Raw genomic sequence first — 22,823 nt, 5'->3', positions numbered from 1 at the left:
AATGGAAGAAAATAATAACGACTGGAATAAGCCACAAGAGCAACCACAGGGGCAGCCGCCACAAGAGCCTGCACAAGAGCAATTTGTTCAAAAAAGTGAAGAGGGAGGTGATGATACCGCTTTCGCGAAAGCGGAACAACCAACAGCAGAAGACCCAGCCTCCTCTTTAGAGTTTAAAAACAGACTGGATTTAAACCACTTGAGCGCTGCAGTTTATAAAATCAAAAAGGAATTGCGCAAGGTGATCGTTGGACAAGAAGAGATGATCGATTTACTGATCGTTTCTATACTAGCAAACGGACATTCCTTAATAGAAGGAGTTCCGGGAGTTGCTAAAACTGTAACAGCAAAGCTGCTAGCTAAAACTTTGGATGTAGATTTTTCACGTATCCAATTTACACCAGATTTAATGCCGTCAGATATCTTGGGAACCTCAGTGTTCTCCATGAAAAATAATGAATTCGAGTTCAAACCAGGACCCATATTTTCCAATATTATATTGATCGATGAGATCAACCGAGCGCCAGCAAAAACGCAAGCAGCACTTTTTGAAGCCATGGCAGAGCGACAAGTGACCATAGATGGAAAAGAGTATGATTTAAAGGCGCCGTTTTTGGTCTTTGCAACACAAAATCCGATAGAACAAGAAGGAACCTACAGGCTGCCAGAGGCACAATTAGACCGTTTCTTGTTTAAAATAAACGTAGGCTACCCTAATCTAGAAGAAGAAATTCAAATTCTTACAGATCAGCATGCTCGTAAAAATATTGATGCTGAGTCTACTGTAAATGCGGTAATGAATGCTCAAGAAATCGCTACATACCAACGAACGGTCAAGGAGATCGTGATAGAAGATAACTTGATTAAATACATTGCAAAGATCATTTTAGATACCCGTAACAATCCTAACCTTTATCTAGGAGCGTCACCTCGTGCTTCTATTGCGATTATGAATGGTGCTAAAGCTTATGCAGCAATTATGGGACGTGATTTTGTTACTCCAGACGATATCAAATACATCGCTACGGCTGTAATGCGTCATAGAATTATCCTTACTCCAGAGCGAGAAATGGAAGGACTTACTGCAGACAGAGCTGTGGCACAAATTTTAGAAAACATAGAGATTCCTAGATAGTGAAGAAATTTTTTAAAAGCCTTTATCTGCAACAACGCTTTTTTATCGCACTGGGAATTCTAGTCGTGTTATTTGTCTTTGCGTTCTTTTTTGAACGTTTGATCGATTACTTCAAGATCGGGTTCTTTGTGATGATAGGCTTGCTTGTTTTTGATATTTTGCTATTATACAGGACTAAAAATGCGATAAAAGCAAGTCGTAACTTACCTGATAAATTCTCAAATGGAGATAAGAATCCAGTGGACATATTGGTATCGAATCAATACAGCTCATCGATTCATATAAAAATCATTGATGAGTTACCAGTTCAGTTTCAGGAGAGGAGCTTTGAGATCAAAGAAATTATACAGAAGTCTGATTCTAAAACATTCCCCTACACCGTAAGGCCTACAGAACGAGGCGAGTATCATTTTGGTGGGCTGCAAATTTTTGTGAGTACGACTTTGGGGTTTGCTCAACGGAAATTTTCATTTAACCAAGATGCCATGGTGCCTAATTATCCGTCTTTTTTGCAATTGCGCAAGTACGAGTTGATGGCGTTTACGAACAAGTTAAGAGATTATGGTCTTAAAAAGATAAGGAGAATAGGGCATACCATGGAATTTGAACAAATTAAAGATTATGTTCAGGGTGATGATGTGCGCAACATTAACTGGAAGGCGAGTGCCAAGCGAAATCAGTTAATGATCAATCAATTCCAAGATGAAAAATCCCAACCCGTTTACTCCGTAATTGATAAAGGTAGGGTGATGAAAATGCCTTTTGAAGAGTTGAAGTTGGTGGATTATGCGATCAATTCAACACTAGTGATTTCAAATATTGCTCTTAAAAAAGGCGATAAGGCTGGGATGTTTAGTTTTTCTGATAAAGTTTCTAATCAGGTAATGGCTCAAAAAAGAGCTTCTCAAATGAACTTGATATTAGAGACCTTATACAATTTAGACACCGATTTTAAAGAGAGTGATTTTGCAAGATTGTATATAGATATCAAGCGATCCATTACGCAGCGTAGTCTATTATTGCTGTACACTAATTTTGAAACTATGGACGCTTTGCACAGGCAGCTTCCATACCTTCAGGCGATAGCAAAAAATCATTTGTTAGTAGTTATATTTTTTGAAAATACAGAGCTCAAAGAATTGGTTAAGCAGCCTGCAGTATCTACTCAAGATATCTATCAAAAAACCATTGCAGAGAAATTTATCTATGAGAAAAAATTGATTGTAACTGAATTGAATAAATATGGAATTCAAACCATACTGACAGAGCCACAACAATTAACAGTAAATACCATCAACAAGTATTTAGAGATCAAAGCCCGCGGATTGTTATAGTGACACCTAAAAAGAAACTTTATTTTTTTAATGATTGCTATAAGGATTATCCTAAATGGATATTTCCTGCTTTCATTGTGGCCTTCGCTATTTTATTTGTTGAGATTTTAGACAAAATAGCAAGGCATTACATTTTTACGTTATATACAACGGGATTACTCTATATACTGCTCATAGGGTATCTTATTTTTCAATCCACTAGGAAAAACGCTTTCCATTGGGTAAGAGATGATCAATTTAAATTGACGATTAAAGGCAAAAAACTAGAAGTAGATGTCAAGTTTTTGTCAGATTATTATATAGAAGAGGAAGTATTGCATATCATAAGAATCAATAGATTAGATACTTTTCCAGTAGATCATTTAAGAGAAAAAGGCATAAAAAAAATGCTGCATCTTATCGAGACATTACACAATAATAGTAAAAACAGTAAATGATTTAAGCTTCTGTAAGTAATTCAGACCTTAAGAAATGTATTTCTTTTCTGAGTTCTAAAGCCCTATTAATCAGCTTATCGCTATAAGTTCTGTTTTTTAAACCGGCGTTAAAAGATTGTTTCATTAAAGAGTTGTATCCTTTTTCATGTACCTGTACTTCTCGATATCCATTTCGTATGATTTATAACCATATTCCATTCCTAAGGTATTTTAATCTTAAGGTAATGATAATCAGGTACATAAACTTTTAATCCTAGCAATTTGTTAAGGTTTAAATCCCGTAGGTTAAAACTGTATTCATATCTGTAAACCGGAAGAGTAGTAGGATAATAATGGAAGGAGGCTTAATGCTTTTAATAAAAAAAAGCTATGAATGTAAACAGCCATAGTTTTTACCCCTTGCCATGTCCGAATGGACACTTATAGGATGACTAAAAAGTGAAAAGGTTGCGTTGAAACGCGACTTACTTGTCTTGTAAAGCAAAAACTCTTTTTAACAAGTCTGTTCCTCTGGAACTTACCTTACTTCTTATTTCGATTTCTTCCTGAGAGATTACCTTAAAAACACCTTCTAGAGCCTTTTGAGTTACATAGTCAGTTAGGTCTGGATTTACTTCGTTAGTAAATGGGATGCTGTTGTATCGGGTAATAGCTGTGCTCCATAAGTCTGTTGCTCCTACTTTTCCTAGACTGTTTTGAATCACTGGACTGAATTTATCGTAAAGTGCTTGCTGTGTCTTATTTTCTAGGTAAGAGGTTGCTGCACGTTGATCTCCTAGTAGAATGTTTTTGGCATCATTAAAAGTAATGTCTTTTACGGCCTCTACAAAAATAGGCAGTGCTTCTTGGGTAGCATCTTCTGCAGCGCGGTTTAAAAGTTTAAGACCTTCGTCTGCAACACTGCTCAATCCTATTCTTCTCAATCCACTATCTACCTTTTGTAATTCTTCTGGGAGTAAAATTTTAACGAGATCATTTTTATAAAATCCGTCAGCACCCATAAGTTTGGTTACTTCTTTATCAATTCCTTGGTCTAATGCTTGTCTCAAGCCATTTCCTATGTCCATTTGAGAAAGCGCGCCGCCACCTTGAGGTAGGTTATTAACGATTTCTTGCAAGCTGCCACAACTGCTTAAAGTAATCATAGCGACTAGGATATATGTGATTTTTTTCATGAGATTTTATTTTGTTCAAAGATATATGAAAACGACGCTATTGTAAGAATGTAAAATAGTTCGATCTTAGTATAAAATTTGGTTGTCCTCTCATCTTTAAATATTCATTATGAAACAGATCTTTTTATTACTCTTTCTTTCACTATCTTTTACAAGCTGTTACACCTCACAAGGTCTCGCTAGTCGCATAGTATCTAAGCCCGTAGTTTTAACTAAAACGCTGCTCACTGGACTTTATGAAAATCAAATTCCTGACGATCCAGAAAATAGTTTGTGGAATGATCTCTGTTTGCATAACTCTAGAAAGGTACATGACACAAGGGAGGGAAATCAAGTATTCATTGAATATACAGAAGAAAAAGAAATCAAAGTGGAACTGTATCAAAACAATCAACTTCTTGATTCCATGCTTTTACCAGGGAAGCCTAAAGACAATTACTTTGTCATTAGAAAAGGCAGCCATTTTTTCACGCTAATTTTAATCACCTCTAAGGTCAGTAAAAAAACCATTTTAGGTAATGACGCAAATGCTGATCTACTGCTAGCTCAAGGAAGATCTAGTAACACTATGTTTTTAGAAAGTGAGGTGGGTGACGAAGGGGAAACCATTACGGCAACCTATATGAGACTTGGAGACACAAGGCCTAATTAAATATTGCAAATAATGAAATAAAAAGTGCCCCATCAAGAAATCATGATTTCTTGATGGGGCACAAATTAGTGTACTTAATAAAGAATATTTACAAATCCAATCTATAAATTACGTCAAATCCTACAAAAAGACTACTGACAAATTCATTATTCAACCTGGTTCTATCATCTCCACCTAAGGCAACAGTAAGTAGTTGCGCACCTACGGTATCACCACTTTGATAAAGACCATAATCAGTAGTGTCCAGTCCTGCTTTTGCTCTAACGATCAATTGATCTTTCATAAAAGAATATCCTGCATAAAGGGCAAATCTAATAGATTCCTCTTGCACATAAGTATCAACAATACCACCACCCATGTTATAAGATTTTATAGAAGTTCTTAAATCTGCACCTAGACTAAATTGTTTAGAAATACCATAATTAGCTTCCATTCTTATAGGGAAAGCTGCGTCTATGTAAAATTTGTTATTAGGTGTTCTGTAATACACCCCTAAAAGCGGAGTAATAATCGCACCAAATTCTTCAGAAGAACTGTATAAACCATATTTGGTTCTAAATCTGTTTTTGTGACGGTATTCTAATAAGGCAATAGCACCAAACTGAAAATCGGCACCACCTATATTGTTAAAATTAGAAGCTAGTTTAGGAAGTAATAGATAAGTTCCCGTCCATTTACTAGAGTGATAAATTTTTGCTCCTAGATTTAAACGAGTCATAGTTAAACCTTCACTTGTAAAACCTGCCGCACCATTAAAATCTAGACTAGTATTTTCGGCTGTAAAACCTGTAATTAAAATAGTCTTATCGTTGATAGGAGTAGGGTAAAGAAATTCAAGATTCACGTTGGTAATGTCCGTTTCTTGATTTCCATCTACATCTTCCATTGCAGTGTTACCGAAATTTAAACGCGCGATATCTAAATAGTTTTGAGCACTTGCTAAAGTGCTTCCTAAAAGGAGAAGTAATAAAGAAATTTTATATTTCATGGGGTTGTGTTTAGTTATTACGTAAAAATATACCACAATGAGTATTAATTCCTCAAAACCATCGAGTTTTTATCTAATTTTTTTAAAATGATTCTTAAACCATAAAAAGTCTTCCACCAGAAAGGTCAAAGACTTTTTTATAAGATGGTAATACGATCTATTGATCAATCGATCCCATTACTTTTTGTGCAAATGCATTTGCAGCTTCTATACCACTCATTCCCTGAGCTACATTATTGTGTACTTCAAGAGCGCCACATATGTTAGTAATCAATTCTCCTACCACATCCATTTCTTCTTCAGAAACGGATCTGTGTTCAGAAAAACTTTCTAAAACTTCCAATGTAGTTTCTAAAGCTTCTGCGCTAGCATTTTTTTGTAAATGTCTAATTACTGGTAACTTCATGTACTAAATCTTTAAGGTTTTCAAATTTATTAGTTTGCGCTTGGTTGACAAAAGCGCCGTTTTTAAAAGTAGCAAAGGTTGGTAAATTATCCACCGTTGCTAATTTTCGTGATTCTGGAAACTTCTCAGCGTCGGCAAGAATAAAAACAGTGTTTTCATTTTCTGAAGCTAGTTTTTTAAACTTAGGTTTCATCACACGACAGTTGCCACACCAGGTAGCCATATATTGTACTACAACTGTATCGTTGTTTGCAACGATTTCTTGTAGATTATCTTGATCTAATGTTTGCATTATAAAATATTTTAAAAAAAAATGAGGAAATTAGGAAAGATGTTGATCCCTACTTTCCTCATTGATTATGGATTCTACTATTATTCTATTTAGTTTTTAGAAAGGTACTCAGCAGTAGCGTTGCGATTTGCTCCCATTGCTTCTTTACCTTCTTCCCAATTTGCTGGACATACTTCGCCATTTTTCTGTACGTGTGTATACGCATCGATCATTCTTAGGAATTCATTTACATTTCTTCCTACTGGCATATGGTTCACTCCTTCGTGAAATACAGTTCCTTCTTCATCGATTAAGTATGTAGCTCTAAAAGTTACATTATCACCTACAAGAACATTGTCTTCTAGCTCATCATTGTACTCTACCTCAATGTCTAAAATATCTAATGTACCAGAAAGATTGCGGTTGGTATCTGCAAGGATGTCATAAGTAACTCCTTCTATTCCACCATTGTCTTTAGATGTATTTAACCATGCAAAATGCACCTCTGGAGTATCACAAGAAGCACCTATTACGATCGTGTTTCTTTTCTCAAATTCTCCTAAAGCTGCTTGAAATGCGTGTAATTCTGTTGGGCATACAAATGTGAAATCTTTTGGGTACCAAAATAAAAGCACTTTTTTACCTTTCTTTTTTGCTTCTTCAAATACATTTAATTTAAATGTATCTCCCATTTCATTCATTGCATCTACCTCTAGATTTGGAAATTTTCTACCTACTATAGCCATGTTTTATCTTTTAAGTTATTCTTTTATTTCAATTGCAAATGTAATGTCCGCTTTCGCGAAAGCGGAATAATTTCTATCTCATTAACATATGTTACGATTGATTTTAGCTATTTAAGTAAGTTTTAAGAATAGGTTGAGTTGATAACAATAAATCAGAATATACTGATCATAAACGATCTATTTAATCGCAAGTTGCTGCACGACTTTTAGTGATAAGGCTGCAAATAGTTGGAGTTATGGATGCCCGTTGATAAAAGGCGCTGTTACAGTAATGCTTAGGTTCTGGCCTTTGTTTATTTTGATTTCAGCGATAATTTTTGGGATAAGATGGCGTATAATAAAAAAATAAAGCTTCAAATCCCAAATTCCATTGTTAAACTGAGCCTGTAGAAGTTGGGTTTAAAAACCGAGATATTGTACCGTCTACGACTGACATCATAAAGTAATAATAAAAATTAGAAATCTATAGGAGTTGATCCTTATTCCATAGGATGGTTGGTGTAAATTCTTTGAGGTTGACGTATTCAACTTAAATGGAAATCAAAATTTAATTTAAATGGCACTTTATTTATGCTAACTTTATCTTGATATAAAATCGTTTTTGACACATGGGCAAGCTCAGTGCATCGCTTGCGCTCCAACTGGCATTGTTGTTTCAAATTCAAGTTCGAGTTCAAATCCGATTTCCCTCTTACTCCTCAGGCTTGATTTCATTCAACTCCACATTCTTACTCGCTGCATATTGATAACCACTTTCCCACCATTGTTTCATTTTTTCTTTTTTAAAGATCAGAGAATTGGTAGTTAAAACAGTAGGTGTGTAGTAAAGATTAATGATGGCATTGTTATTATTTGCGACCTGTTTACCTATGGTAATATTTTGTTTTTCAATGCGGTTCATCATAAATCCATGTAGGTTAGAAAGTAGAGAGAATACGTTTTTAGAAGGCAGGTTATTATAATAGGTCACTTCTGTTTCTAGAATAATTACATCTACCTCAGTAGCACCCCGTTCGAGAGCTTCTTTAATAGGAACCATACTCCCAAAACCACCATCAGCATATTCACAACCATTTTTTCTGACCAAGCTCATAAATGGAATGTAATTACAAGAAATCCAGATCCAGTCTAAGTAATCTTCATATTCAAAATCCTTAATAGACTTGTATTCGGTTTCATTTAACGAAAGATTAGAAACGGTAACAACTACATCTTTAGGACTATTTTTAAGTGTTCGAAACTCTTCTTCAGGAAGTGAATTCTTCATGAGTTTTCTAAGATTTTTGCTTTCTCCAAAAGTTTTGGAGCCTCTTAAAAAATTACGCAATACCTTAAAGTGGTTGATACTGATTTGATCCTGGCCAAATTTATCTCGCTTCACCAAAAAAGGCCTGCGATTGAAAATAGAAGATTGATTGACACTGGTGTAAACTTCTTTGATTTTAGCTATTTTACCTAATGCGAGATGGGATATAAGCAAGCTACCTGTAGAAGTCCCTATATATAAATCGTATTCATGACCCAATTCTTCTTGTAGGTATTGCGCAACACCACCTGCAAAAGCTCCTTTACTACCACCACCAGAAATTACAAGTGCTCTCATAGGGGCTTGTTTTACTTGTCTTTAGTTTCCAGAATTAAACTGTCGTAAATCGTGGTGCGAATTCTCTCTGAGCTGACAAACCCATCACCAAATCCTAAAGCATCGTATTTTTTGGTAATTGAATTGTTTTTAGCTACCTCTTTTCGATTTTTTCCATCACTTATTTCTTTTTGAATCTGCGCTTTTAAGTCTACCAGCATAGGAATATAAGTAGCTAGGTCATTATAAGAAGCCAGCGCCCCGTGTCCTGGAACAATTTTAGTTTCTTCATTTATGGTGTTCAATACCCTTTTTTGAGCAGTGATGTAGCCACTTATCGATCCGCCAGAGTCAAGATCTATAAAAGGATAACGACCATTAAAAAACACATCTCCCATATGGACTACATTATTTTTAGTGAGGTATATAAAACTATCTCCATCTGTATGTGCATGGTGTACGTGAATGATCAAGTCGTTTTCATCAACGAGTGATAATTCAAATTCTTCTTCAATTACTTTCTCAGGTAAAAAGTTTTCGTTTTTTCCATTTTCTGTCAATCGATTCAGCACATTTGCATGTGCGATGAGAGTTACTTTATCAGTATTGAAATTTTCATTTCCTCCAGTGTGGTCGCCGTGGTAGTGGGTGTTGATGAGGTAAGTAAGCGGCTTGTCGGTAATTCTTGCAATTTCCTTTTTTATTTTATCACTCAAAGCTGCGTATTGTGAATCGATCATGACTACTTCAGATTCTCCTACTTGAATCAATATATTCCCTCCAGACCCTTCTAGCATGTAAACGTTTTGGGTCACTTCATGAGTGATGATCTCTAGGTTGTCCAATCTATTTTGTGCAGGAGAAACCAGGCTTGTTATTAAAAACAGGGCAAAAAGTAATTTTTTCATTTTCTTTTATTTATAAATACACTTGCAAAAAAGCCATCAGTATAGCGTTGTTCTTATAATTGTGAAGGATCTTCTCCTAGCGTACTCATGGTAGGTTTTTGAACACTTAGTTGTTTGATTTTAATCCTAAAAGCAGCAAATAATAGGGTCATAAAAGGAGAAAGCCAGTTGAATATTGCATAGATAAAGTAATCCTTTACGTCCACGCCTAAGGTAGTACTTTGATAAGCTCCACAGGTATTCCATGGAATCAGCGCGCTGGTTACCGTACCAGAATCTTCTAGAGTTCTAGAAAGGTTTTCTGGGGCAAGACCTTTTTCTTCAAAAGCTTTAGCATACATTTTTCCAGGTACAACGATGGCTAGGTATTGATCACTTGCCGTCACATTAATCGCTAGGCAACTTACTACAGTACTTGCAAAAAGCCCGAAAACAGAATCAAATAAATTAAGCAATGCACTGCTGATGCGGGATAAAGCACCTATAGCGTCCATAACACCGCCAAAAACCATCGCGCAAATAATCAGCCAGATCGTTCCCAACATGGATTCCATTCCTTTTCCTTCAAAGAGGCCAGCAAGTTTATCTGCAATCTCTGGATTATCAGTTACAGGAACAACTACTGTTTTTACGGTAATGGCATTCATAACCCCTTTATACATTGCTGTAGCGTTCCATTCTTTTACTCCAGAAATAGCATGAACTAATTCTGGTTGAAATATCAAAGCAAATACACCCGCTAAAAGAGTTCCTATTAATAAGGCAATTAGAGGAGATACTTTTTTTATAATCATTGCGATGACAATGATAGGAACCACAAAAAGGATTGGAGAAGTATTAAAAGTAGCATCAATAGCTGTCTGATATTGTGAAACATCTGCCACACCAGTGGTATCAATTGAAAACCCTATGATCACAAAAACAATGAGCGTCACGGCTATAGTAGGCACTGTTGTAAGAGTCATGTATTTGATGTGTGTGAAAAGATCTGTTCCAGCCATCGCAGGAGCAAGATTAGTCGTATCGCTCAATGGACTCAGCTTATCTCCAAAATAGGCGCCGCTCAATACCGCACCAGCCGTCATTCCTGCGCTGATGTCTAGTGCGCCAGCAATTCCTATTAAAGCAATACCTACTGTAGCGCTAGTCGTCCAGCTGCTTCCAGTGGCGATCGAAATTACCGCACAAATAATTACACAAGCAGCAAGGAATATGGACGGATTTAAAATATCAAGACCGTAATAAATCATGGTAGGAATAATACCGCTCAACAACCAGGTACCTGCAAGTGCACCTACCATCAATAGAATTAAAATCGCACCGGTAGTAGATTTGAGGTTTTGAGCCACTTCTTCTACCATGGTTTTGTAGGAAACCTTATTAAAATAGCCCACTATTCCAGCCACCGTAGCACCTAATAATAAGACAAACTGGTTGGAACCGCTTAAAGAATCATCGCCATAGACGTACACATTAACAGCGAGCATCCCAACAAGAGCAAAAACAGGAATCAGCGCTTCCCATATATTTAGTTTTCTATTCTCAATTATTTTTTCGTCTTCGTGGTTGATATTTTGGCTTTCCATAAGGGCGTTTGATGAACTGTAATGTTACGATTTTGTAAAGTGAGTTGCAAACTAGATGTTAAAGAGATTTATATTTTTGTAATAGATGTTTTTCATAACCTAGCTTTCGCGAAAGCGTAACCAATACAGATAATAAGGGTTTAAGGAATCTAAAGAGAAAGTGATCTACTTGTGTGTCTCCCCAATGAAGTAGCAATATGGCATGAAATGGATTGTAAGGGATCTGGTTCTTTCCAAATGTCTTTCCATCGCTCACCAATCCAAAGAGTACCGCCATAAAGTTTTCAAATCCTGGCTGTCCAGGTTCTAATCTTGCTCTAAAAACTATAGATTGATCGCCTGGGTTATAAAATCTATGCACATCAAGCAAGGGAACTTTAAAATGCGCTCCAGGTGGTAAGAAGAGCTCCTTACCTAAATAGTGAACCCCTAAAACACCTTTTTGCGGATAGAAATCTTCTGTAAACCGCTTGTGAAAATGTACGGGGTTGCCTCCATCAGGTTGTAATTCCACTTCTATCAAGGTATAAGCGCCATGAGTTTGAGCACTGGTTTTAAGAATGGTGGCTTTTTCTTTAGTTATAGGGTTGAGGTACACTTGTGGCATTAGTCAAAGGTATCTCTTGATTATGGAAATCCTTAATAAACGGATAATAAATAGTGATCATTAGTTTAAGGTATTGAGAAGTCATCCTATTACCTTTGTATAACAAAGTTTACAATTATGTCAGAGAATATAGAAAGAATAAAATGTTTGATCATAGGTTCAGGACCTGCAGGATATACAGCTGCTATTTATGCTGCTCGTGCAGACATGAAACCAGTAATGTACACAGGAATGGAGCCAGGTGGACAATTGACTACAACCACAGAAGTGGACAATTTCCCAGGGTATCCAGATGGGGTCGACGGGCCTACAATGATGGTTGATCTACAGAAACAGGCAGAGCGTTTTGGCACGCAAGTACGCTTAGGAATGGTTACTGAAGTACATTTCTCTAAAGAAAAAGGAGGGATACATACTGCTATCGTAGATGGTAAAACAAAAATAGAAGCGAATACCGTAATCATTTCTACAGGAGCAACTGCAAAATATTTAAATATACCTAGTGAGCAAAGACTGCGCGGTGGTGGTGTAAGTGCTTGTGCTGTTTGTGACGGTTTCTTTTATAAAAATCAAGATGTGGCTATAGTCGGGGCAGGAGATACTGCTGCAGAAGAGGCATCTTACCTAGCTAACATATGTAAGAGTGTTACCATGTTGGTACGTAAAGACCATATGCGTGCTTCAAAAGCGATGCAACACAGAGTGCATGGCTTAAAGAATATAAAAGTCTTGTATAATTCTGAGGTGGATGAAGTTCTCGGAGATTCGGTAGTGGAAGGATTGCGCATTGTAAATAATCAAACGCATGAAAAGCATGAGATCGATATTACAGGAATTTTTATCGCTATAGGTCACAAGCCTAATACAGATATTTTTAAAGGTCAATTAGATATGGGAGAAGATGGCTATTTAAATACGATACCAGGTTCTACCAAAACAAATCTTCCAGGTGTTTTTGCCTCTGGAGACGTACAGGATAAGATCTATAGACAAGCGGTTACTGCTGCAGGAACAGGTTGTATGGCAGCTCTAGACTCTGAGCGCTACCTAGCCGAAATAGGTATAGTGGAAGAAGTTAAAGCTGGAGATTACAGTATTAAATAAGTACATCACAAGCTGTTATTTGATCCTAAAAAAAAGTCTCTTTGAATTATTTTCAAAGAGACTTTTTTAGTTTAAAAAGCAGGTGTACAACTTGCTTAAAATGGTTTCTTAACGTCTGAAAATTGGATGATTAACTAAAAATAAAATCCCCTAATCAATTGGTATGATTAGAGGATTTTTAAATTCTACGTAAGACTTAATACTTATTCTTTCTTTAATACTGATTTTCCGATAAACTTCTTCACTTCTATTTTAGGAGTGTTGTAAAGAGTTACTTCTGCATCATCACTAGAGTTTAAGGAAAAGTTATTTTTCACATTAATTTCTGTCTTTGCATTATTGTTGATTTTTAATTCTAAATCATCAAAAACTAGGTTCTTGCCTTCTAGGGAAGCTGTGTCAGTCATGGTCATTTGACCGTTTTTGATATCTCCTTCTATTTTTGCATCTACGCGATCTTTCATATGCAACTCTAAGTTGTCGTATTTGATCAATGCTTTTACATCAGCATTATTTTTAAGATTGATGACGGCATTTTTTCCACTAAGATTCAATTCTGATTTGGTACTGCGTTCTGCATTAAGAGTTAAGCGCTCTACGCTTGCGGTTATAAAAACTTCAGCATCTTTTTCTATGTTCAATTCCAGTTCTTCAAATATAAGACTGGTAACAGAAGAAAGCACGGCATCATCAGTAACGGTTATAGTTTTTAATTCAGGTCCGTAAATGATGCGAAATTTCATTTCTTTTTTAGAACGTATTCTAGCGGTAGTGGTAACCACCAGTTTGCCATCAATAACACTCGCCGCAAGGTATTGATGCAAATTAGAGTCTGTAGTGATTTCTACTTGTGGAGAAGCACCTGGTACGATTTCTATTTCATAGTCATTGCTTATCTCTAACATTTTAAAAGGTGCGATAGGACTTATCTCTGTGGTTACCTCACGGTTTCCTTTTACTTTGATCAGATCTTGTGCGCTTGTTATGGTAGTAGTCAACGCAAAAACAAAAAGCAGTATTTTTTTCATGATGATAATTTATTTGTCAAAGGTAAAACAAAAACCGCTCCATAGCGAAATGGAGCGGCTAAGAGTTCTACATCTCAATCACAAGCGTAGAACGTCAACTGAAAATTGTTTCTAATAGGTGTCGGTTTTTGTAATGGTAACAGGTCCCACTTTTTTGGTTTTAGTAACAGTTACTTTGCCAATTCTTACACCACCTATTGTCAAAGGTTTTGTCCTGCTAACTTTGCCATCATCGCCATCAGAGTATTTCCATTTCCCATCGGTGGTAGTGGTGGAGTCTATAACTCTGTTTTGCTGCTTATCGTTAGGTTCTGCTGGATTATTATGTTCACCTCTTGTTTTCTCTTTAATAGGACAGTCTAAACATACTGCTTTACCATTTTTAATTTGGTAGGTATTATTACTATTTCTTCCTAAATCAATTGCATCATCGGCGATCCACTTGTAGTAATTACGTTGAAACCTCTTGTTTAATTTTGCCTTCGTTCCTTCAGGTAGGTAAATCGTTACATTAACTCTTTGGCCAAAGAGTCCAGAACCTTTAGGTGCGATGACATAATTAGGTGCAATAAAAGTAGAGTCTGTTATCTCATAATTATAAACTAAAGATTCGGCATTTAATTTTGCAGTGTCAAAAGAATCTCCTTTGGCTTTAAAATTAATGTTGACGTGAGCAAGACTGTCGCGGCTTACTGCAATGGCAACATGAACCTCATTGATTCTTATGGCTTTTTCTCCTTTGTAATCAATCACTTTGATTCCATTGTTATTGACATAAATTTGATCTCCTAAATCAGTATCCTTTAGTAATTGCAAGTGGAACACTTTTTCTTTATCCACAGCAAATTCATTTACTTCAATAACATTTCCATCAAAGGCTTGACTTGCTGCAATCCTAGCAGCAGAGACACTGAGAACTATAACTGATATGATCCATAATACAACCAAAACTATTTTAGCAGGCATTCCAATAGACTTCAAATTATTAACCAATAACTTAAGACCTAAAACCGCCAGAATTAATAGCGGTATTCCTGCAGCAAAAATAATAGCGGTTAACAATACCCAAGATGCTTCCTGGTGAGGAACAACTAAATCAAAAATATGTATCAAATTCTGACCATCAACGGAAACAAAACTTGCTGTGATCATAGAAACAACTAGACCTATGAGCGCCGTAGATGCTGCCAAAAATACAATCAGCCCTATAACTTTCACTAAAGCTTTGAAAAACCCCTTAATTAAACGACCTAAAAGGCTAAAAAACCTAATAGAACCTCGTTTTCCTTTTTGACCTACGATATGGTGGTCGGCGTCGGTCTGCCCATCGACCACAGGATCAAAACCCTGCTTAAAATTTTCCTCAATGTTAGAAATATTTACTTCCTTTCCCATCATGGTAAGTCGCTGGTTTGTAGTTACCGCATCTGGTACCAGAATCCATAGTAATACATAAACAGGAATGGCCCAGCCTACACTAAAAAAGACCAAAAGCACCCAAATAACACGTACCCATACCGCTTCTATTCCTAAATAGTATCCTATACCACCAGAAACACCGCCTATATAACCGTTTTGAGTATCTCTAAAGAGTTGTTTGTTTTTACCACTACTTCTGTATTGTTTGCGAGAAGTTTGCTCTTCAAAAATTTCTTCATCCACTTCATAATCTTCAGGTTGCCCCATGATATCGATGACTTCTTCTACATAAGTAATGGAGATGACTTGCATTTCATTAGCTCTTTTTTCAAGAAAAAGTTCGGCAATGCGGGATTCTATATCGTTCATTATCTCGTCAGCACCACTGGTACCGGCAAATGATTTACGTACCGCTGCTAAGTAACGTTGCAGTCGTTGAAAGGCATCTTCATCTATATGGAAGAACAGCCCAGCTAGGTTTATATTGATGGTCTTGTTCATGATTTGGTCATTTTTGATTTGGTTACTAAATTAACGGCATTTTTAAGATCGTCCCAAGTGGTGGTCAGTTCTGTCAGGAAAATTTTACCTGTTTCCGTAAGTCCGTAATACTTACGTGGCGGTCCACCGGTACTTTCTTCCCAGCGGTAATTGAGCAGTCCTGCATTTTTAAGTCTCGTTAGCAATGGGTATATGGTTCCTTCTACTACCAGCATTTTAGCATCTTTTAAGGTACTCAGAATCTCTGCCACGTAGGCATCTTCTTCCTTTAAGACGGATAGAATGCAGTACTCTAGTACGCCTTTACGCATTTGCGCTTTTGTATTTTCTATCTTCATATTATTTTTTATTAGGTACTTCCACCTCGTCATGATGAGGTATGAAATGAATCGTTATTGGATAATTGTAATCTTTACCGTCATGGGCTTTAATAGCCGCTTGAATAGTACATACCAGATCGACAACACCTAGAATAAGTATGGCCGTACCACAAATAACACCACTTGCTATAATAGTACTAAAGATGCCCATGTCGTTCCAGAAAGGAAAATCATTAGCGTTATCTATGGCTTCCCATAAACTAGGACCACCAGAAATCATCGACCCTATGATAATGCCACCGCCTATAAAAGCCAGTACAATCGTATAAAGCGTGATGCTGATCTGAAAGTTAATCGCTTGTTTTCCATGTCTATCTATAAAATCAGATTTCTTAGAATTAATCATCCATAACAAAATGGGAAGGATAAAATTCCCTAAAGGAAAAATCCATTTTCCGAAAGTTAATAAATGAATACCGGTAGCGATATTATTGTAGTTATTTTGGTTTGTTGATTCCATAGCCTATTATTTTCTTATGCAAATATATATCTAAAAGATAGTAATATGCAATACAAAGTACCATATATTTTATATAGTCACTTATTTTAGCTGGTTTCGCTTTCGCGAAAGCGTTATACATACAAGCCTTTTCATTACTTTTGTGTAAAATGTTAAAGTTATGATCACGCCTAAAAAAATTAACGCATTTACCTTTTTAAAGCTACCGAGTTGCTGGTGGACGGGTGTGAGATGTACAGAAATCGATGCAGAAAACTGTACGGTTACCGTAAAACACAAGTGGTTCAATCAAAATCCATTTAAGAGCATGTACTTTGCCGTACAAGCTATGGCAGCAGAGCTTTCTACTGGGTCTTTAGTGATGTCTTATATACATAAAAGTGACGCCAAGGTTTCTATGCTTGTGGCCAATAATAAAGCCTCTTTCACTAAAAAAGCTACAGGACTGATTACTTTTAAATGTCATGATGGAGCGGCGATAAAAGAAGCAATAGCAAAAACAATAGCTACAGGAGAAGGGCAAACCCTATGGATGACCTCTAAGGGGGTGAACGAAAATGGAGTGCAAGTGAGCGAATTTCAATTTGAATGGACGGTGAAGAGGAAGTAAGCAAATCTCAGAAGATATGGCTTGAGATTTATAATATGTATTATAGTAGTTTCCAGATTTATCTGGAATTGGTTTTAGTCTCCAAGAAGCTAGATTACTTCTCTAATATTTTCCCGTTTGGGAAAATGTCAGCAGGACAATGGGGCTTGCTGTTTCATTTTCGAGAATTTATAGTACAAAATTATCAACCGAAAAACCCTTTTGGTTGCTCATTTAGCAAAGCTAAATTTGTCGACAACCTGTTTTCCCTCTATAAAAGGGAAATGCTTTTCATTTTTTGAATTGACTTGGTGAAATTCTCTTATACTTTCTTCTCTGGAGAAATGTCTGCAGGACAATGGGACTTTTAGGTTTTTTCTCAAAAGTTAGAAAACTCAAATCTTTATGGTCATTTTATCAATTCAAATTATTCTTACTGACTATCTTCACCCCATGAAAGCAGCTTTCCAGAAGTACGTTTTAGAGTTCAAGCAACCTGCGGGGACTTCCCGTGGTGTTTTAAAAACAAAAAACACCTGGTTTTTGATGATCGATAACGGAGTGAAGAAAGGAATAGGAGAGGTGAATATGTTTCCAGGTCTTTCTATAGATGACCGACCAGATTTTGAAGAACAACTGCAATGGACTTGTGATCACATCAATTTGCCACCTGTAAAAATGATGCAGGCGTTAAAAGAATGGCCGTCTATTTTATTTGGTTATGAAATAGCGATGAAGTCCTTGCAGTCCAGTGACCCTTTTACGCTATTTCCTTCTATGTTTACAGAAGGACAGGATGCTATTTCTATCAATGGCTTAGTGTGGATGGGGAATCAAGATTATATGATGCAGCAGTTAGAAGAAAAACTTAGGGCAGGCTTCGACTGTATTAAATTGAAAATAGGTGCTATTGATTTTGAGTCTGAAATGAGTCTTTTAAAATTGATACGTTCCCGCTTTCGCGAAAGCGAGATCACCATAAGAGTAGATGCTAATGGAGCTTTTACTCCAGAGAATGCATTGGGGAAATTGGAAGAAATAGCCCAATATCAAGTGCATAGTATTGAGCAGCCTATACAACAAGGACAATGGCAAGAAATGGCAAGGCTTTGTGAGCACACGCCTTTAGACATAGCACTTGATGAAGAATTGATAGGTTTGTACGACATAGAAGAGAAAATAAATTGTCTGGAAACCATAAAGCCACAGTACATCATTTTAAAGCCCGCTTTAATAGGAGGTTTTCAGAGCAGTAGAGAATGGGTCAACCTCGCAACAGAAAGAGCTATCAACTGGTGGGTCACTAGTGCGCTGGAATCTAATATAGGTCTTAATGCGATTGCGCAATTTACCTACACGTTGGGGAATAAAATGCCACAAGGACTGGGAACAGGGTCGCTTTTTACTAATAATATAGACGCACCTCTAGAGATTAAAAAAGGTCATTTGTATTGTAACGCATCTGGCAGTTGGAATACTAATGATTTAAAATGGTAAATATGTATATAGAACAAGGTTATAAAGGAAAACTAGGGACTTGGAACTTTTTTGTAATTCCAGTACTATTTATACTCTTGATGGCTTTTAATTACGTGTCTACAAAGCTGATGCTCTCTGAAAGCGATCAGTCTATGGAGGTGCTGATGAGTCAAATGATTGATCAAATGGGGAAGAATGTTTTCTTAGCTGTAAATCTTATGATTTTCGTCGTTGGCTTATTTGCGGTATTCTTTTGGGTAAAATTTATTCACCAACAGACACTTACTCATTTAACTACTTCTCGTAAAAAGATTGATTGGAAACGCATAGGCTTTATGTTTGTGCTTTGGGGAACCTTTTCTGCAGCGACCACCCTTATTGCTGTTTACTCCGTTCCTGAAAATTATGAGTTGCAATTTAATTGGACTAGTTTTTTACCATTGCTTATCATTTCATTAGTGTTATTTCCATTTCAAACAAGTTTTGAGGAATACCTGTTCAGAGGGCAATTGCTTCAAGGTTTGGGTATAGCCACTAAAAGCAGGGCTGTTTCTTGGATAGTCACTTCTGTATTATTTGGAGTGATGCATGCTGCAAATCCAGAAGTGGAGAAATTAGGTCCTTCCATAATGATTTTTTACATAGGTACAGGGCTGGTATTAGGAGCGATGACCTTGCTGGACGAGGGATTAGAACTTGCGTTGGGATTTCATGCGGCAAATAATATAGTTGGCTCCTTATTAATAACCTCTACTTGGACCGCTATACAAACAGATTCTGTTTACATAGACACTTCTGTTATGCCCTCTTTTTCTATCATAGACGCCTTACCTATATTTATAGGTTATCCTATTTTATTAATTATCTTAGGTAAGATTTATAAATGGAAAAACTGGAAAGAAAAATTGTTTGGTAGGGTACTGAGCAAGAAAGAGTTTCTCGCAATAGAAGGAGTATCTTCTTATGACGAATTTCAAGAATAATAAATTATGATCCCTAAAATACATCCGACTTTTAAATTAAATGGTCACTCCTTAAATCATGAAGGAGTCATGATCGTTGCTTATAGTTACATCAAAGAGGGCGAAGAATGGGAAAAGCAAATAGGCGATTTCCTCTTGAGTTGGCTGGATAATTTTGAAGTAGTCACCGTGAGAACTAGCGGGTCTACAGGTGTGCCCAAAGAATACAAACTAGACAAACAGCACATGATTAATAGTGCGGTAATGACAGGAAAGTATTTTAATATAGGAGCAGAAAAAGACGTGTTGTGCTGCTTGCCTTTGAGCTATATAGCTGGAAAGATGATGATGGTGCGCGCTATGACGTTAGGATGGCATTTAGATCTCGTGCAGCCTAGTACGACACCACTTCGAAAAGCCGAAAAGAGATACGACTTTACGGCCATGTCTCCTTTGCAAGTTTCTAAATCTCTAGATGATATTCACAAAGCTAGAAAAGTTATCATAGGTGGCGGAGCTGTTTCTCAAGGTCTTATTGAAAAACTGAAAGGAAAGCATACCAAAGCATTTCACACTTACGGAATGACAGAGACCTCTTCTCATATTGCGGTAAGAGAGTTGTATCCTACTTATGAAGAGAATTACACCGTTTTGGAAAATGTTCAAATTGAAAAAGATAAAGAAAACCGATTGGTAATTCATGCACCTCAATTAGCGAGAACTTCTTTAGTTACTAATGACCTGGTAGAGTTGATTAATGACAAACAATTCAAAGTCTTGGGTAGAGTAGACGATGTCATCAATACAGGATCTGTAAAAGTGCATCCTGCCCAAGTAGAACAAAAACTATCTCATCATATTTCAGAGTCCTTTTTTATATCAGGAAAAGCAGATGAAGAATTGGGACAAAAAGTAATTTTGATTATTGAGGGCAAAGAAAGAAACGTACAACAGGCCTTCCAAAAACTGGGTAAATTTGAAACACCAAAAGAAATTCATTTTGTAGATAAGTTTGCTTTAACACATACCGGTAAAATGGATAAACGAGTGATTTTAGAAAAATTATTTTCTGATCATCGATAGAAAAGCTTTGGATGAAATGAGGAGCTTTTAAAAAATAGCCCATCAAAATCGTTAGATTTTGATGGGCTATTTTTCTACTGACTGCTGTGATTATTCTATACGATTGTCAATTTGCTTAGCAATAACATCGGTAGCACGATCGAGCATGCGGTATATATTTTCAAATCCTTGAGAGCCTCCAAAATAAGGATCTGGTACATCTAGGTTTTCACCAGGGAAAACTTCGTCTAGAATTTTGACCACCTTTTTCTTCTCTTCTTCTGTAATGGCTAGTGCCATGACGTCATTGTAATTAGACTGATCCATTACATAAAGAATATCAAAATTTTTAAAATCTTCTTTTATAAGCTTGCGGCTCTTTTGATTGGAGATATCTAAGCCGTTTTTGTTTGCAACGGCGATGGATCTTTTGTCAGGAGCTTGTCCTTTATGTCCACCACTTGTTCCAGCACTGTCTACCGTAAATTTGGTAAAGTTGAGTTTTGATCTCATCAAGCCCTCAGCGAGTGGAGATCGGCAGATGTTTCCTAAACATACCATTAATATGTTCGTTTTCTCGTTCACTAATTAGCTAATTTTTTATGAAGGTCTTCTACGTATTTGTTGAACTGTTTATCTGTAGAAGCAAGATTATCCACTGTTTTACAGGCGTGCAGTACGGTAGCGTGGTCTCTTTTACCTATTTGGGTTCCTATACTTGCAAGAGAAGCTTTAGTAAGTTTTTTAGAAAAATACATCGCTAGTTGTCTGGCTTGTACAATGTGACGTTTACGCGTCTTGGATTGTAAAGTTTCTACATCCATAGAGAAGTAATCACTTACTACTTGTTGTATTTGGTCGATAGAGATTTCTCGTTTTGTATTCTTAACGTAGTTTTCTACGATCTTACGAGCAAGATCTATGGTGATTTCCTTACGATTAAAAGAAGAGTGCGCAATCAAAGAGATGATCGCTCCTTCCAGTTCTCTAATATTCGTTTTAATATTATCTGCTAGGTAGTGGATGACATCATCATCCATCTCTACGCCATCGCGGTAGAGCTTATTCTTGATAATGGAAACACGAGTCTCATAATCTGGATGATTCAACTCTGCACTAAGTCCCCATTTGAAACGAGAAAGAAGGCGTTGTTCAATATCCTGCATATCCACAGGTTTCTTATCACTAGTTAGAATGACTTGTTTTCCATTTTGATGCAAGTGATTAAAAATGTGAAAGAAGACATCTTGTGTACTTGCTTTTCCAGCAAAGAATTGAATGTCATCTACAATAAGGACATCTACAATCTGGTAGAAGTGAATAAAATCATTTCTATTATTCTTACGTACAGACTCTATATATTGTTGTGTAAACTTTTCGGCACTGATATAAAGAACTGTTTTATCTGGATAGTTTTCTTTAATTCCTACACCTATAGCATGAGCAAGATGTGTTTTACCTAATCCTACACCACCAAAAATCAACAACGGATTAAAACTAGTTCCACCAGGTTTATTAGAAACGGCCATTCCAGCACTGCGTGCTAGTCTATTAGAATCTCCTTCTAGAAATGTTTCAAAATTATAAGATGGATTGAGTTGTGACTCAATTTTTACATTTCTAATTCCAGGAATAATAAATGGGTTTTTAAGCTCAGGACTTTTACTTCTTACTGGTGCATCCACAGACTGTGAATTGTTAATAGAGCGGTTGCTACTAGGAATCTTTTCGGTAAAAGCTTCCATTCCTTTGGTAGGATTTTCCATCTTGATCGCATAGATCAACTTAGCTCCTTCTCCTAATTCACGTGTAAGCGCAGTTTTTAATAATTTGATGTAATGTTCTTCTAGCCATTCATAAAAAAAACGGCTGGGTACTTGTATACTTAGGGCAGTATCAGTTAGCTTTACAGGTTTGATTGGTGCAAACCATGTTTTGTAGGCTTGGGCAGCGATATTGTCTTTTATAAATACTAGACAATTTTCCCATACCGATTCTGATGTCAGTGCCAT

The 22,823-nt window shown here is 36.5% G+C and carries 24 protein-coding genes; 9 read left to right on the top strand and 15 right to left on the bottom strand.

What is annotated here, in order from left to right:
- The first annotated feature begins 1 nt into the window (after position 1).
- The 3 genes from F0365_RS00120 to F0365_RS00110 all read left to right on the top strand — a co-directional run bounded on the left by F0365_RS00120 (position 2) and on the right by F0365_RS00110 (position 2,906).
- A complete protein-coding gene (locus F0365_RS00120) occupies positions 2-1,135 on the top strand; it encodes an AAA family ATPase (RefSeq protein WP_240961763.1) in 1,134 nt (377 codons plus the stop codon).
- Positions 1,135-2,469, top strand: a complete 1,335-nt coding sequence (locus tag F0365_RS00115) for a DUF58 domain-containing protein (protein ID WP_169931779.1) — start codon at positions 1,135-1,137, stop codon at positions 2,467-2,469. Before F0365_RS00120 ends, F0365_RS00115 begins: the two co-directional genes overlap by 1 nt.
- Positions 2,470-2,711: 242 nt before the next feature.
- Positions 2,712-2,906 (top strand): hypothetical protein, encoded by a 195-nt coding sequence (locus F0365_RS00110; protein ID WP_169931778.1) that lies wholly within the window; start codon positions 2,712-2,714, stop codon positions 2,904-2,906.
- Positions 2,907-3,370: 464 nt separating this feature from the next.
- Here F0365_RS00110 and F0365_RS00105 read toward each other — a convergent pair whose 3' ends face one another.
- A complete protein-coding gene (locus tag F0365_RS00105; protein ID WP_169931777.1) occupies positions 3,371-4,081 on the bottom strand; it encodes a DUF4197 domain-containing protein in 711 nt (236 codons plus the stop codon).
- A 109-nt stretch (positions 4,082-4,190) separates the two neighbouring features.
- On the opposite strand from F0365_RS00105, the gene F0365_RS00100 reads away from it, so the two are divergent.
- The gene (locus F0365_RS00100) at positions 4,191-4,733 is read left to right on the top strand and encodes a hypothetical protein (RefSeq protein ID WP_240961760.1); all 543 of its coding nucleotides are present in this window, start codon (positions 4,191-4,193) and stop codon (positions 4,731-4,733) included.
- A gap of 88 nt (positions 4,734-4,821) precedes the next feature.
- Here the strand turns inward: F0365_RS00100 and F0365_RS00095 are convergent, their stop codons facing one another.
- From F0365_RS00095 to F0365_RS00060, 8 genes are all read right to left on the bottom strand, one after another.
- The gene (locus F0365_RS00095) at positions 4,822-5,721 is read right to left on the bottom strand and encodes a DUF6268 family outer membrane beta-barrel protein (RefSeq protein ID WP_169931776.1); all 900 of its coding nucleotides are present in this window, start codon (positions 5,719-5,721) and stop codon (positions 4,822-4,824) included.
- A gap of 157 nt (positions 5,722-5,878) precedes the next feature.
- Positions 5,879-6,127 carry a DUF6952 family protein gene (locus F0365_RS00090; protein WP_169931775.1) on the bottom strand — a complete coding sequence of 83 codons (249 nt, stop codon included), beginning with the start codon at positions 6,125-6,127 and terminating at the stop codon, positions 5,879-5,881.
- Positions 6,108-6,422, bottom strand: coding sequence for a thioredoxin family protein (locus F0365_RS00085; RefSeq protein ID WP_169934699.1), 315 nt, complete (start codon positions 6,420-6,422; stop codon positions 6,108-6,110). Before F0365_RS00085 ends, F0365_RS00090 begins: the two co-directional genes overlap by 20 nt.
- Positions 6,423-6,508: 86 nt before the next feature.
- Positions 6,509-7,144, bottom strand: coding sequence for a peroxiredoxin (locus F0365_RS00080; protein WP_169931774.1), 636 nt, complete (start codon positions 7,142-7,144; stop codon positions 6,509-6,511).
- A gap of 691 nt (positions 7,145-7,835) precedes the next feature.
- Positions 7,836-8,747 (bottom strand): patatin family protein, encoded by a 912-nt coding sequence (locus F0365_RS00075; protein ID WP_169931773.1) that lies wholly within the window; start codon positions 8,745-8,747, stop codon positions 7,836-7,838.
- Positions 8,748-8,758: 11 nt separating this feature from the next.
- A complete protein-coding gene (locus tag F0365_RS00070) occupies positions 8,759-9,634 on the bottom strand; it encodes an MBL fold metallo-hydrolase (RefSeq protein ID WP_169931772.1) in 876 nt (291 codons plus the stop codon).
- A gap of 53 nt (positions 9,635-9,687) precedes the next feature.
- Positions 9,688-11,220: a Na+/H+ antiporter NhaC family protein gene (locus tag F0365_RS00065; protein WP_169931771.1), complete on the bottom strand. Its 1,533-nt coding sequence runs from the start codon at positions 11,218-11,220 to the stop codon at positions 9,688-9,690.
- 58 nt (positions 11,221-11,278) lie between these two features.
- Positions 11,279-11,827: a cupin domain-containing protein gene (locus F0365_RS00060; RefSeq protein WP_169931770.1), complete on the bottom strand. Its 549-nt coding sequence runs from the start codon at positions 11,825-11,827 to the stop codon at positions 11,279-11,281.
- A gap of 117 nt (positions 11,828-11,944) precedes the next feature.
- Here F0365_RS00060 and trxB point away from each other — a divergent pair, with 117 nt between their 5' ends.
- On the top strand, positions 11,945-12,931 hold the full coding sequence (trxB, locus tag F0365_RS00055; RefSeq protein WP_169931769.1) for a thioredoxin-disulfide reductase: 987 nt from the start codon (positions 11,945-11,947) through the stop codon (positions 12,929-12,931).
- A 203-nt stretch (positions 12,932-13,134) separates the two neighbouring features.
- On the opposite strand, the gene F0365_RS00050 is transcribed toward trxB, so the two are convergent.
- The 4 genes from F0365_RS00050 to F0365_RS00035 all read right to left on the bottom strand — a co-directional run bounded on the left by F0365_RS00050 (position 13,135) and on the right by F0365_RS00035 (position 16,719).
- Complete coding sequence (locus tag F0365_RS00050; RefSeq protein WP_169931768.1) at positions 13,135-13,959, bottom strand: GIN domain-containing protein; 825 nt, start codon at positions 13,957-13,959, stop codon at positions 13,135-13,137.
- Between the two features lie 111 nt (positions 13,960-14,070).
- A complete protein-coding gene (locus F0365_RS00045) occupies positions 14,071-15,879 on the bottom strand; it encodes a PspC domain-containing protein (protein WP_169931767.1) in 1,809 nt (602 codons plus the stop codon).
- The gene (locus F0365_RS00040; protein WP_169931766.1) at positions 15,876-16,217 is read right to left on the bottom strand and encodes a PadR family transcriptional regulator; all 342 of its coding nucleotides are present in this window, start codon (positions 16,215-16,217) and stop codon (positions 15,876-15,878) included. The genes F0365_RS00045 and F0365_RS00040 overlap by 4 nt, the downstream gene beginning before the upstream one ends.
- 1 nt (position 16,218) lies before the next feature.
- Positions 16,219-16,719 carry a DUF4870 domain-containing protein gene (locus F0365_RS00035; RefSeq protein ID WP_169931765.1) on the bottom strand — a complete coding sequence of 167 codons (501 nt, stop codon included), beginning with the start codon at positions 16,717-16,719 and terminating at the stop codon, positions 16,219-16,221.
- 160 nt (positions 16,720-16,879) lie between these two features.
- On the opposite strand from F0365_RS00035, the gene F0365_RS00030 reads away from it, so the two are divergent.
- From F0365_RS00030 to F0365_RS00015, 4 genes are all read left to right on the top strand, one after another.
- Positions 16,880-17,329: a DUF4442 domain-containing protein gene (locus F0365_RS00030; RefSeq protein ID WP_169931764.1), complete on the top strand. Its 450-nt coding sequence runs from the start codon at positions 16,880-16,882 to the stop codon at positions 17,327-17,329.
- A gap of 432 nt (positions 17,330-17,761) precedes the next feature.
- Positions 17,762-18,805: an o-succinylbenzoate synthase gene (locus tag F0365_RS00025; protein ID WP_169934698.1), complete on the top strand. Its 1,044-nt coding sequence runs from the start codon at positions 17,762-17,764 to the stop codon at positions 18,803-18,805.
- Positions 18,806-18,807: 2 nt separating this feature from the next.
- Entirely contained in the window at positions 18,808-19,770 is a 963-nt protein-coding gene (locus F0365_RS00020; RefSeq protein WP_169931763.1) for a CPBP family intramembrane glutamic endopeptidase, read from the top strand.
- Positions 19,771-19,776: 6 nt separating this feature from the next.
- The gene (locus F0365_RS00015; protein ID WP_169931762.1) at positions 19,777-20,832 is read left to right on the top strand and encodes an AMP-binding protein; all 1,056 of its coding nucleotides are present in this window, start codon (positions 19,777-19,779) and stop codon (positions 20,830-20,832) included.
- A 90-nt stretch (positions 20,833-20,922) separates the two neighbouring features.
- On the opposite strand, the gene F0365_RS00010 is transcribed toward F0365_RS00015, so the two are convergent.
- Positions 20,923-21,372: a low molecular weight protein-tyrosine-phosphatase gene (locus tag F0365_RS00010; protein ID WP_169934697.1), complete on the bottom strand. Its 450-nt coding sequence runs from the start codon at positions 21,370-21,372 to the stop codon at positions 20,923-20,925.
- 23 nt (positions 21,373-21,395) lie between these two features.
- Positions 21,396-22,823, bottom strand: a complete 1,428-nt coding sequence (dnaA, locus tag F0365_RS00005; protein ID WP_101011957.1) for a chromosomal replication initiator protein DnaA — start codon at positions 22,821-22,823, stop codon at positions 21,396-21,398.

Origin of the sequence: Nonlabens sp. Ci31, from assembly GCF_012974865.1 — a bacterium.
In the GTDB taxonomy this organism is placed as follows: domain Bacteria; phylum Bacteroidota; class Bacteroidia; order Flavobacteriales; family Flavobacteriaceae; genus Nonlabens.
This window is presented reverse-complemented; position numbering and strand designations above follow the sequence as displayed.